This window comes from Candidatus Lokiarchaeum ossiferum, assembly GCA_025839675.1.
Classification (GTDB): Archaea; Asgardarchaeota; Lokiarchaeia; order Sigyniarchaeales; family Promethearchaeaceae; genus Lokiarchaeum; species Lokiarchaeum ossiferum.
In genome coordinates this window covers 3,485,449-3,498,193 of record CP104013.1, presented here as the reverse complement: position 1 = coordinate 3,498,193, position 12,745 = coordinate 3,485,449, and the positions used below count along the sequence as shown (strand labels likewise).

The following is a 12,745-nucleotide window of genomic DNA, read 5'->3' as shown; positions in this document are numbered from 1 at the left end:
AGTTAAAAGCATCTGTAGGAAATCGAAATGGATATCTTAATCGTTGTAATATTGATAGTCACGCTATACTTGGCATTTGGCATCGGCAGCAATGACGAAACCATGAGTTCTGTGGTTGGAAGCGGAACCCTCAGTTTAAATAGAGCAGTTATTTGGGGAGGCTTTCTGGCTTGTATCGGTTGTATTTTCTTATCAGAAGGTGTAGGAAAAAACATTGGATCAAGTTTACTCGGAGATACACTCCAAGGTCAATATGATATGTGGATGATGTTGGCCATCATTTTAAGTACGAGTATCTGGTTAGTTTTTGCTTCAAAAACAGGAGCTCCTATCTCAACCACTCATTCAGTTGTTGGAAGTGTCATTGGAGTTGCCTTTGTTTGGTCATTTATTCCCGGAAATGATTTTGTAGATTCATTAAACTGGTTAAAACTCGGAAAAGTTGCTTTGGGTTGGGTAATATCACCAGTTTTAGGAATGGTTACAGCCTTTTTAATGCAAACGTTAATTCTAAAATTAATTAATCGAAAATGGCAAAAAGATGGTAAAATTGGATTTTCAGAAATTGAACGGAGTGAAAAAACTTTCCAATATTTTCTTCTAATATTCATATCAATTACTCAACTCAGTCGAGGGGGAAACGATTCGGCCAATGCAGTTGGAATATATTATGGATTGGTGGAAAATGGCGATATTCCTCAAAACATCGCGAGTCTACTTAAGGTTGCGACAGGAATAATGATTGCAGTTGGTCTAATATTAGTCGGGAGAAATGTCATTAAAAATGTTGGTGGATCTTTGATCGAAATGCGTCCAAGTGATGCTTTAGCGATTGAAAGTTCTAATGCATTGGTAGTTTTTACTTGCACAATGCTCGGTTTACCAATCTCTGGATCACATGTCTTAATTTTTGCTATTGTTGGGAGCGGATTAGTTAAGGGAGAAAAACCGAATTGGCAGGCACTGAAAAAGATGGTTATTGCGTGGATCGTCACGTTTCCATTTGCAGCTATGTTATCTGGAGCCTTTTATCTGATCTTTTATCTAATATTTTAATTTTTTTAACTCTTCCTTTAGTTGAGTTATTAAATTGATTGATACATCTTCATCGAAGTGAGATGCTTTTTGCAATAGATTTTTCACATAGGAGCAAAGGGTTTGAATTTCAGATAATGCATTCATTTGAGATAAATCAATAGTTTCAGAAGCCTGAACCAAGATGGTTTCTGGCACTGTTAATGACGATCGAATTTTCAGAAACATCTCTTGAAGGAGTTCATGAATAGAAGCATCATCACGACCCGGCTCATAACTTTTTTCTAATATCTGATGAGATTTTTTTGCAACCAACAGAATTAACTCTTGTAGATTGATCATTGGTGGAACTATTAACTGATCAGCAATACGTGTGGTGGCAAAATCAGTGATTTCTTCCCAAACATGTGAAAATTTCCTGAGAGATGGATTCATCAAGCGATTCAGTTCTGTGCTCATTCTCCCATGAAATTCCTTTTTTGATTTGTTTTGATATTTTTGGGATATGTTCACTAAAGAAGAATTATCGAGGAAATTGAGCGAGGTTTTTCCAACAACTCCTGCGGGTGTATTGATACATGGAATAATAGGGGCTCCAGTATCCTTGTGCAACTTTACTACACTTTGGGGAGTATGAATTAAATAGGGATAAACGCCCTGGCAAAAAGGTACACGCATTTGATGTCGAGTCCCATAATCGTGAAATAAAATTACAAGATGGTTTTGTGCCAGATGGGCTTGCAAATAGGGTGCTACGCGGGAGTATTTAGTACTTGCATACAAATAAGTGTTTGTAGCCCAAGTTCGGTTGGTAAATTCATAAGTAACAATATTCGGAGCAAAAAATATGGTCGCAATAGTATATCCGGTTGGATGTTTTGCAAGAGCATAGAGCAAATGTACGAGTTGTCCCAAGTGAAGACAGGGAATAATCGCACCCTTCCCCTGTTTTAGGGCAGAATCTAATCGATCCAAGTGCTTGAAAGTGATGAACTCTGAGACATCTTGATCAATTCTTAGAGGGAGCCCATTCATAAAATCAATGACTAGTTTGCCCATATAACTACAATGTGCTCTATATAAATGTTTAAGTCGCTTGGTAGAGAGTCTGTGTTTATATAAGGCATTAAAAGATTGCTGCACTTTTATTTGATTTTTTCGCGAAAAACCTAAAAATAATTGCCCTAAAACCCCCGCGATTCCTTCTTGAATGGTAAGCGGTATCCACCGAATTAATAAGTACATCCGATACCGAATCCATCTTTTTAAGAACCAAAACACATACCCTACAGATTCGGCCCAATTTGTTCCAGCATTAATAGCAGATTTTGGGTGTTTTTTTTGATCAAAATACATCACATGGGCCATTGATTAATAATAAAATGCAAAATAAAAAAGAGTTTAGAGATCATTCAATTATTCGTCAAGATCGTCAAAATCGACTTCGTCGTCATCTTCGCTATCTTCAGATTCTTCGGGCATTTTTTCCTTCATTTTCACATACTGTTCATCGAGAATTTCAAGTTCTCGCTCTTTTTCAGCCAGTTTAAATCGATCTTCTTCTTCCAATTCTGCCAATTCATCCAATTCATCCAATTGGCGCCTTCGTTCTTCAGGATCAATGGAATTAAATAGATTTTCTGTTCGAAGCTCTCCAGATCGTATTATTTCGGCATTCAATAAAATTTTTTCCAACCCATCAGAAAATTCACCCATGGATGTAAATAATTCGTCAATTTCATCAGGAGCATTTAAAGGATCGACCCCCACCATCAAATTAAACGTAAATTCATTTTCTCCAATTAGAATAGTAAATTGTTTGGTTGTCACATCAAATTTGCCCATTTTATATTCTGGGGGTTCTTCAACATCATCTAACCAATCCAAATACTTCGCAATTTTAGTATTTACATAATCAAAAACTTTAGAATTAGCGTAATAACTTCCGATTTCCAATGTATCGAGAAAAATAATTCCAAAAGGTAACTCTCGTTCCCAACAGAAAGAATCGACCGCTTCGCACAAAGTTTCATAAATCGTTTGATTTCCTAACAATGGTCTGGAAAACGCAGAGATAACCGTCATGGGATTAAAAATAGATGTATGAAAAATCACCGGTTCAATTTTATGACGTTTCATTTCGGGTAAAGTAGCAACCAAGAAATTCTCTTCAATGCCTGTATATTTGACAGCGACATTTTTTGGGGTTTTTGGATCAATCTTATGGAAGAATAGATAGACTTTCACATCATCCGAAAATTCTATGGTATTTTCAAAAACCTTCAGGAAGTATTCGATACTTTCTGGAATTTTCGCATCATCTTGAGCGTCTATAACATAATACAGATACTTTATTCCTTGAAAATACATTATTGGGCGAGATAAATACATTTTTCGGTAATCTATTTGCCCTCCGAAATCCCATATAGATAATTCTCTTCCAAAAAACTCCATTCGAGTTCTTTCTACTCCAGTTGTTGGCAGAAGGGAAGCAAACGAATCAAATTCGTTCAGTATTGTCTTGAGGATCGATGATTTTCCCGCATTTCCCATCCCCATAAGGACCATTTTCTGAGGTTGGCGAGAACGTGTTTCAGTAGGATTCATTAAAGCTAAATTATTTCTTGGAATTAAATATCTTTCTTTTACAATTTTTTTCAAGAACCATTTGAAGAATAAGATGATCGGTATCGACCTTTTTATCTAGAACGAGATGAATTTGTAATAAAAAGAAGATCATTAATCGCGAGCCCCGATCCAGCAATCAATGAATAGAGAAGAAATTAAACCTGGTATGACCCTTTATCCATACTTTTTGATTCACTCAGTCCAATCAAGGGCTTCCCCTAGTAAGTAATGAGAAAACCATTTCAGATTTTGGTGGAGAACTGCCATATTTTCACGAGGTTTTGTAATACCATGGGGCATTCCTTTAATAATAAAAAGGTCTGTCTCAACTCCAAGCTCCATTAAAGCACGGTTGAGGGCTGTTGCATTGGGGAGAGGGCATCGTTGATCTAATTCACCATGTTGGAAAAGTGTAGGCGTTTTTGCATTTAATATATTGTTCATGGGAGCCGTCTTTTTGTAATATTCAGGGTTTGTCAGAGGAGTGCCCCCTAAATAGTGTACGGCCCATTGTCGTATATCATTTGAATTGTAGTAGGTTTTCCATGAAGACACTCCTGCACCTACACTGGTTGCAACAAACCGATTTGAATGAGTTGTCACAAATGCAGAGATATACCCCCCTTGACTCCATCCCATACACCCAATTTTATTCTCATCTACAAAACCTTGTTTGACAAGGTGATCAATTGCACTTTCAAGATCATCCATATCTCCAAAACCTATGTTTTCAGCATATTTTTTCATGAATGCCTTCCCTCTACCAATTGATCCACGATAGTTAGGTTCCACAACAATAATACCCCGATTAAGAAATTGTACGGCGGGATAATATCGCATCAAGTAATATGTGAGTATTGAATTGTCAGAGTACGATGTGGGTCCCCCATGCACAATAAATACCAGAGGATATTTTTTGCTGGGATCAAAATTCGATGGTTTTCTAAGAACTCCTTCAATCTCAAGATTATCAGAAGCTTTCCATTTGACTGATTCTGAGCTGCCCAAATTCCAGTTTTCAATTAATTTATTCAAATTTGTGATAATTTCCAGTTTTCCTTCTTTTATGAAGGCAACTTCTTGATATTTCTCAGTATTGGAAATATAACTGGAGACCAAACCGTCATTACTGACAGAAAATTCAAAACTGGGAGAGTATATCCCAAAATGGATTCTTTCAAAAGTTCCATTCAAATCGAATTTTTGAATATTGATAGTTGAATAAGCTGCATGTGCAAGATATATACCTGATTTAACCCATTTCACGCTAAACGGCTCATGATCAAAAGAGTTTGTAATACATTGTTTAAGAATAATATTTTCGAGATTTTCGGAGTTTAGTTGATCTAGGAAAAGCACAGAGAGTTCTGTTTGGTGATAAAAAAGCTTCCCCTCTATTTTCAAATCAATTAATATTTTAGAATCATCCGGAGAAAAAGCTAGTACGCTGGATTCCTCAAATAAATTTAAAGCTTTGAAATCAAATTCACCAAATATTTCTTTCTCTTCCTTATCTTTATCATCATTTTCTTGATAGATAAGAAATTCAGCGAGTATATTGTCTATATCAATATTCATTAAATAAGACTTCTTTTTCTGTAGGAAGACAAGATCGTCCCGTTCCCGAGTATTGACAATAAATTTACCAGAACGAGAATTGGGAATAACAATTCCTTCAATTTTCCGATTAATATTCATGTATTTTTTCAGATCTAGGATGGGTTTTGGGATTTTCTTCCCTTGTTTATCATCAACAAGTTTCAACTCATCCCTGTATCGGAGAACTTTAGGGATATTCAAATAATAGATATTGGAAGCAGAATTATCTCGTTCTGAATGAATCAAATCTCCATAAATATTCTCTCTTTCTTCAAAATAATCTGGATCATCTGCGAGATATAGCAAACCTCCTTCAAAAAACTTGAAGGAAGTAATTCCACTTTTATGATCCGTAAGTTGAAGGGGTTGACCTGCAAGATCCTTAAAAAGATAGACTTGGGGTTTTTCATCCTTAATTGAAGGATTTGAATAAACAAAAGCTAAAGAATCACAGTCCATCCATTCAATATTGGATATGCTCCCTTCATAAGTAAGCTGTATCGTTTTTTTTGAGTCAGTTGAATAAACATAACAATGAGTTTCGTAATAGTTATCTTTGAAATTTGGCTTAATCAAGGTATAGGCAATCTTACTTCCATCATTTGAAACAGAAATCGAACTTGGAATTGGAAGTTTTTGAACATCCTTAATGCTAGGTTCAATCATAACAAATACTTAATTCTACTTATATTAAAATAATTGTGAAGAAACAAGGAGCAAAAAAATTAAAACCGATTTATTGAATTGGTATAATTCTGCGAACGTTGAGCCTGTCGTTCAGCATATCGTTGGGCTTCTTCCATTTTTTTTAAAGCTTTCGCAGTTTTTTTAGCATCAGGAGTGTAAATTAATCCCTTGAAAATTTTATCGAAGCGATCGACGAATTCTTGAAATAGAGATTTTTTCTTTTCCATGATATCATGAGTTGAAAAACGATTGGTAAATTGGAAAAGGGCCTCATCCATAGAGTCTTCGACAGCTTTTTTATTAATATTTTTTTCCGCAATTGCATACATATAAAGAGGCATTTTAGCCATATCTTCATCAATAGGATCAATATCATGCGATTTGAGCATAATTTCATGGTCACCGACGACAAAATGTTTAATTTCATCATCAAAAGCACTTTCTGCCATAGTTGTAATTGCTTTGATCAAGTTAGTTCGACCAGGAATCATTTCTTGTTCCGTTTTTGCATAAAATTGCTTTTCTAAAAGGGTTTCCCCTTGAAAGAAGACTGCGGTTTCAAGTAAACTCATTTTGTTTTGCACCAAAGATAAAATCTGGAGCAGTTTAATCTAAGGTTTAGATCAAACTGTACTAATGACAACAATGTATTTTACCTATTAACATTACGTTTTATCACTACTTTTGCGCGTTCCAAAACTAATTTTGAAAATTTATACAGGATTATATATTGAAAAAAAGGAAATTGAAAACTTATCCTTTTGACTTTATAAAATTGGAAAAATTCTAAAATACAAAGGTGTCACTTGGAAAGTTTTCCACATCATATATAAACCTAGCTCTATAAATCGAAGTAGAACAGATATAGTAAATACAAATCGCATGGATGGAACTTCTGTGGAAATTTTGGAGCATCCAGTGCAAGACTCGATCTTATATGTGTGAAAAGAAGAATACAATCTCATCTCAACGCGTGCTGGTAATGGATGATGATCATAATATCCAAAATATTCTCTCAAAAGTATTAAGGAGAATGGATTGTGAGGTTGATTGTGCCGATGCGGGTGAAGAGGCGTTAGAGAAATATAGGAAATCTTTTAAATCTTCAAAACCCTATGATTTGGTTATACTAGATTTAATCGTCCCTAACGGTATGGGAGGTTTACAAACCATGGTAGGGTTGAAAGAAATCAATCCTGATGTTAAGGCAATAATTTCGAGTGGGTATTTTCAAGAACAAGATCTAACATCCTATAAAGAATATGGTTTTTCAAGCCTTTTAAATAAACCTTATACCATAGATGAGTTAATATCTTCAATATCGGAATGTTTAGCAAATAATGCAGATTATCTAGCTAAATAAACTTTGTCTTAAGATATTGATTGAAATGATTTTTTGCTGATTTTTCATTTCAAAATTTATGACAATTCTTCCACAAATTAAAATGCAGACCAATAAAGGGACCTTGACAATTGAATTGTATCCAGAACATGCGCCTGGAACCGTTGAAAATTTCCAGAAGCTAGTTAAGAGAAAATTCTATGATGGACTCACATTCCATCGTGTTATTGAAGATTTTGTGATTCAAGGAGGATGCCCAAAAGGAGATGGCACCGGCGGTCCAGGATGGACAATTAAATGTGAAACTGAAGGAAATCCTCTCAAACACGATCGTGGTGCACTAAGTATGGCCCATTCTGGTAAAGATACGGGAGGAAGCCAATTCTTCATTTGTCTTTCGCGTGAACAAACAGCTCATTTAGATGGGAAGCACACAGTATTTGGTCAAGTTGTTCGCGGCATGAATCTTCTAGATAAATTCAAAGAGGGTGATAAAATGATTAAGGTAAAAATAATGGAAGTAGAAACATTGGAGGAAACAAAAACCAAAAAAAAAGGTCGAATTAATCGTCAAACATTGAAGAAAAAACTTCAAGAAAAAAAAAAATGAAAAATCCTTTTTAGAGAGACCAATCAATTGGTTTTCTCTTATTTTTTGATAAGTACTCATTGACTTGTGAAAAGGGGTGAGAACCAAAGAATCCTCGATAGGATGAAAGGGGTGAGGGATGGGGAGATTCTAAAATCAAATGTTTCTCAGTGGCAATCCATTTCTTCATTTTTTGAGCTTTTCCTCCCCATAAGATAAAAACTACATGATCACGCTGTGAGCTGATGGTAGTGATTATTTCTTTGGTCAGTTTTTCCCATCCTTTGCTTTTATGGGAATTAGAAAGTCCTTCCTCGACTGTCAAGACAGTATTTAATAGCATTACACCTTGTTTGGCCCATCCTATTAAACTCCCAGTTGTCTTTTTTACTCCAACATCACTTTCTAACTCTTTGAAGATATTCTTTAAAGATTTAGGAATATCAGGGGTTGTTTCGGGAATTGAAAATGATAATCCATGGGCATGGCGTTTATTGGGATAAGGATCTTGACCTAAAATCACAACTTTTACTTGTTCAAGAGGTGTAAATTTGAGAGCATTGAATACATCTTCCTCAGCAGGGAGAATCGATTTTCCTTGAGACCTTTCAGACCGCACAAATTGATCCAATTGTGAATATTGTTCAGTTTTGAAAAATGGAAGCGCTTCCAACCAATCGTTCATAGGTGTTTTTACCGTTGATCAAAAATAAATATAATTGTTAATTTTAAGGCAGAAAAGAAAATTTGTCATAGAAGAGAAAAAAAATGAGTCGCAATCCAACAAAACGATTTTCTAACCGAGTAGAAAATTATGTTAAGTATCGTCCAGATTATCCACAGGAAATCATTGATGAATTACATGATAAATTGGAACTATCTAAAGAGTCAGTTATTGCAGATATTGGATCAGGTACAGGAAAATTTACCCAATTACTAGTTGAAAAAGGCTACAAGGTCTATGGAGTAGAACCTAATCGGGAAATGCGAGAGGCAGGAGAAAAATATTTACATGATTATCCAAATTTCAGCAGCATAGCTGGACAAGCAGAAGCAACAACCCTTTCAGATCATTCCATCGATTTGATCACTGCAGCTCAAGCATTCCATTGGTTTGATCTTGAAAAAACTAAACCAGAACTCAACCGAATTTTAAAACCGAACGGACATCTCGCGTATATTTGGAATGAACGAGATATTGAGGGCAGTAAATTCCACCAAGAATATGATGCAATGCTCAATCAATATTGTCCAGAATACCCCCAATCAAATCATCGCAATCGAGGCTCTATGGAAATTAGCTTATTCATCAAAGATCCAATTCATTTTATATCATCCTTCACTCAACACTTTGATTACAAGAGTTTGGAAGGGAGATTATTCTCTTCTTCCTACACTCCTAAGCCAGGAAATCCCGATTCGATTCCGTTAAAGAAAGAATTAAAACAAGTTTTTAAGAACAATGCAGTTGGTGGGAAAATTGAGTTTAAATATATATCGCATTGTTTTTACGGAGTCATGAATAAATAAAAATTGTAGAGGTCGGGATATTTAAATGGTAAAAAGAGAACAAATAATATTGAAATTCACTTCAAATTATCCTAAGATCTTTCAAAATATTCCAAAGTTTACATCTTACATTAATAACCACCTTGGAAGAGAGTCTCAATCAGGTTTTTATTTAGAAACATTTTCAAATGGATTGTTGTACATCTATGATAGTTTTGAAATATTTATCTTGATGCATTCACATTTCTCTCGTGAAGAATTACGAGAATTTGAACAATCAGCTGGAATTATCTTAGATCCCAATAAATTATTGGAGGGGGTTCTTTCTTCAAACAGGTTCCCTCAAGAAGGAATTGATTTTCAATTTGATTTTATTTTCGATCAAGAACAACATTCTGAAGTAAAAAATTACATTCAACGGTTTTATTCAATAAATCTCGAAAATCAAATTGAATTTGTTGAAAATACAGAACACGACTTGGTTATTCGATTTTTATCTTTCGAGGGGATATATAACTACCTAAAAATTATTTCATTAATGATGAATGGATTACTTAAAAAATCCGGTTCTAAAAATCAGAATTAAAACGATGTTTATTTCAGCTATTAATCCATCTTGCGACTCAGGGTGTCATTTATTTTATATCCTAAATGGAAAGGATTTTTAAAATATTCGAAAATTCCAAATTTTTTAAACTGACTTTGCATTCACCAAACACGATAGTTATATTAAGTGATTACTATGACAACACAAAGAACAATTAATGAAGAATTTTTAGAACGATTTATTAACACTCCAAGTCCAACAGGAGTAGAAGAACCCGCCCAAAAAGTATATCGGGAATACCTTGCCGATATCGCTGAAAAATTTACAACGGATGTCCTTGGAAATGTAGATGCAATAATGAACATTGGTGAAGGACCAAAGATTATGCTTGCAGGACATGTCGATGAAGTGGGTTTGCAAGTTCGCTACATTACTGAGAAAGGTTATATTTACTTCAATCAATTAGGAGGAATTGACGCTCACATTACTCCTGGAAATCGTATTAAAATTTTAACTGATAAAGGAGAAATTTTGGGGATTATTGGTAAAAAGGCTATTCACTTGCAGCAACCTGATGAGCGTACAAAAATAATCAAACTCAAGGATCAATACATTGATATCGGAGCTCGAACACGAGAAGAAGTGGAAGAACTAGGAGTTAAAATTGGAGATCCTATGGTTTTCATTAGTAATTATACCAAGCTAGGAAATAATGGTGATGTCGTAGCCCGATGTTTTGATGATAAAATTGGAGGTTTTGTAATTGCTGAAGTCATGCGTCGATTGAAGGGTACGGAATTTGATGGAGAGATTCACGGAGTCTCCACAACCCAAGAAGAAGTTGGTACGCGAGGAGCGATTGTTTCTGCTTATAGTATCAATCCAAAGGTGGGAATTGCGTTTGATGTCACCCATGCTAGCGATTCACCAGACGTTAAAGAATTAGATATTGGGATAAAGCCTCTTGGAGGGGGTCCAGTCATTGTTCGCGGTCCAAACATAAATCCGAAATTATTTGACTTGATGGTTGAAACGGCAAAAGAACTTGAAATACCATATAAAATCGATGCAGCACCACGTCCAACGGGAACTGATGCTCGATCCATCCAAATGGCACAAGCTGGTGTCGCTACAGGATTAATTGGCATTCCAAATCGTTATATGCACACCATGAACGAAGTTGTCAATTTAGATGATGTTGAAGCAACAGTCAAATTAGTGGTTGGTGTGATTAAGAAAATTAAGAAAGACACCTCTTTCATCCCTATGTAGGGAAATTCTTCCTTTTTTTTATTACCAAGAAGTGATTTTGTCAATGACTGAAAACAAACTTACAATTAATGAACAATTCCTAGAAGAATTCGTAAATGCTCCTAGCCCATCAGGCTCAGAAGAACCTGCTCAACGTTTGTTCCGAGCATATATTAAAGAATATGTAGACGAAATTCGTACTGACATCTTGGGAAACGCAATTGGAATTGTGAATCCTACTGGATCACCCAAAATTATGCTTGCAGGGCATGTCGACGAAGTTGGCCTACAAGTAAGGTATATCACAGAAAAAGGATATATTTATGTCCATCAGATTGGCGGGTTAGACGCCCATCTACTCCCTGCATGTCGCGTGAAAATTTTAACTAACAAAGGTGATATCATTGGAATCATGGGAAAAAAAGCCATCCATTTGCAAGAACCTGAAGAACGTAAGAAAGTAATAAAACTCAAGGATCAATACATTGATATTGGAGCTCGATCTCGAGAAGAAGTTGAAGATCTTGGAATTCGCATTGGGGATCCAATCATTTTTGACTTCTACTATGAAAAATTGGGAAACAAGGGGGATGTTGTATCACGATGTTTCGATGATAAAATTGGAGCTTTTATTGTCGCCGAAATTTTGCGACATTTGAAAGGGGAACAATTCGATGCCGCTGTTTATGGTGTCTCTACCACCCAAGAAGAAGTAGGATTGCGGGGAGCCAAAGTTAGTGCTTATGGTGTAGATCCTGACATCAGTTTCGTGTATGATGTAGATTTCGCGACAGATACTCCTTCAATTTCTGAAAAGGATCAAGGCATTTCCAAATTAAGCGGCGGTCCAATCATTGCCCGAGGTCCCAATATGGCTCCAAAACTCTATGATCTCGTAATCAAAATAGCACAAGAAATGGAGATGCCCGTGCAAATCATTGCCGAACCTCGGGGAACTGGAACTGATGCAAATTTCATAAATCTTTCTCGATCTGGAGTAGCCACCTCATTAATTGGAATTCCAAACCGTTATATGCATTCTATGTCGGAAGTTGTCAATTTAAATGATGTGGATGCGATTGTGAAATTGTCGGTTGCCGTAATCAAGAAGATTACAAAGGATACTTCATTCATCCCAAATTAATGAATAATGCTGAATTACTAAAGCATCGAGGCTTAAACCAGAATATTGCCTTCATCCTTAAATAAGCGGGTTATCGGTTCACTTAAACCTTTTTTTTAAACCCATTTTATAACAATTTTGATTATTATAAAAAATAGTGGGAGCGGGGGAATTTGAATCCTCGACCACCACGTGTTTCGAAACAGATAAATCTATCTATGAATCCGAACGTGGTATCATACCAAGCTAGACTACGCTCCCTGAGCAGATTGGAAACTATTTTTTAAGTATGAAATTATAATTTTTTTGAGTTATAAAGATTTTTCATTCATCTCGTCTACTCGGGAAAGATTTCAGGAATTAAAATTTTTTTTTATTCGATTCTCGCTTTTTCCAATAATGAGCATCAATGGAAGTCACCAACTTTATATTGCA

Annotated in this window: 11 protein-coding genes, 1 tRNA gene and 1 pseudogene; 7 read left to right on the top strand and 6 right to left on the bottom strand. The window is 35.5% G+C overall.

Annotated features, from left to right (window positions below; all coding sequences use genetic code 11):
* Window positions 1-27: 27 nt before the first annotated feature.
* A complete protein-coding gene (locus NEF87_RS14850; RefSeq protein ID WP_371802183.1) occupies window positions 28-1,056 on the top strand; it encodes an inorganic phosphate transporter in 1,029 nt (342 codons plus the stop codon).
* Here NEF87_RS14850 and NEF87_RS14845 read toward each other — a convergent pair.
* The 4 genes from NEF87_RS14845 to NEF87_RS14830 form a co-directional block, all read right to left on the bottom strand.
* Window positions 1,045-2,403, bottom strand: a complete 1,359-nt coding sequence (locus NEF87_RS14845) for a lysophospholipid acyltransferase family protein (RefSeq protein WP_371802182.1) — start codon at window positions 2,401-2,403, stop codon at window positions 1,045-1,047. The genes NEF87_RS14850 and NEF87_RS14845 overlap by 12 nt on opposite strands.
* Window positions 2,404-2,451: 48 nt before the next feature.
* Window positions 2,452-3,642, bottom strand: coding sequence for an ADP-ribosylation factor-like protein (locus NEF87_RS14840; RefSeq protein ID WP_371802181.1), 1,191 nt, complete (start codon window positions 3,640-3,642; stop codon window positions 2,452-2,454).
* A 213-nt stretch (window positions 3,643-3,855) separates the two neighbouring features.
* Entirely contained in the window at window positions 3,856-5,928 is a 2,073-nt protein-coding gene (locus tag NEF87_RS14835; protein WP_457916416.1) for a prolyl oligopeptidase family serine peptidase, read from the bottom strand.
* Between the two features lie 59 nt (window positions 5,929-5,987).
* Entirely contained in the window at window positions 5,988-6,521 is a 534-nt protein-coding gene (locus NEF87_RS14830) for a hypothetical protein (RefSeq protein ID WP_457916415.1), read from the bottom strand.
* A 365-nt stretch (window positions 6,522-6,886) separates the two neighbouring features.
* Between NEF87_RS14830 and NEF87_RS14825 the strand changes: the two genes are divergently transcribed.
* Together NEF87_RS14825 and NEF87_RS14820 are read left to right on the top strand one after the other, a co-directional pair.
* On the top strand, window positions 6,887-7,312 hold the full coding sequence (locus NEF87_RS14825; RefSeq protein WP_457916414.1) for a response regulator: 426 nt from the start codon (window positions 6,887-6,889) through the stop codon (window positions 7,310-7,312).
* A gap of 58 nt (window positions 7,313-7,370) precedes the next feature.
* Window positions 7,371-7,811: pseudogene (locus NEF87_RS14820) on the top strand (peptidylprolyl isomerase); the annotation flags it as partial.
* Window positions 7,812-7,911: 100 nt separating this feature from the next.
* Here the strand turns inward: NEF87_RS14820 and NEF87_RS14815 are convergent.
* On the bottom strand, window positions 7,912-8,565 hold the full coding sequence (locus NEF87_RS14815; protein WP_371802176.1) for a uracil-DNA glycosylase: 654 nt from the start codon (window positions 8,563-8,565) through the stop codon (window positions 7,912-7,914).
* A gap of 83 nt (window positions 8,566-8,648) precedes the next feature.
* Between NEF87_RS14815 and NEF87_RS14810 the strand changes: the two genes are divergently transcribed.
* The 4 genes from NEF87_RS14810 to NEF87_RS14795 all read left to right on the top strand — a co-directional run bounded on the left by NEF87_RS14810 (window position 8,649) and on the right by NEF87_RS14795 (window position 12,331).
* Complete coding sequence (locus tag NEF87_RS14810; RefSeq protein WP_457916413.1) at window positions 8,649-9,410, top strand: class I SAM-dependent methyltransferase; 762 nt, start codon at window positions 8,649-8,651, stop codon at window positions 9,408-9,410.
* Window positions 9,411-9,435: 25 nt separating this feature from the next.
* Window positions 9,436-9,975, top strand: a complete 540-nt coding sequence (locus NEF87_RS14805) for a hypothetical protein (RefSeq protein WP_371802174.1) — start codon at window positions 9,436-9,438, stop codon at window positions 9,973-9,975.
* Between the two features lie 156 nt (window positions 9,976-10,131).
* On the top strand, window positions 10,132-11,208 hold the full coding sequence (locus NEF87_RS14800; RefSeq protein WP_371802173.1) for a M42 family metallopeptidase: 1,077 nt from the start codon (window positions 10,132-10,134) through the stop codon (window positions 11,206-11,208).
* Window positions 11,209-11,251: 43 nt separating this feature from the next.
* A complete protein-coding gene (locus NEF87_RS14795) occupies window positions 11,252-12,331 on the top strand; it encodes a M42 family metallopeptidase (protein ID WP_371802172.1) in 1,080 nt (359 codons plus the stop codon).
* Window positions 12,332-12,468: 137 nt separating this feature from the next.
* On the opposite strand, the gene NEF87_RS14790 is transcribed toward NEF87_RS14795, so the two are convergent.
* A tRNA-Pro gene (locus NEF87_RS14790) sits at window positions 12,469-12,571 on the bottom strand.
* Between the last annotated feature and the right edge of the window lie 174 nt (window positions 12,572-12,745).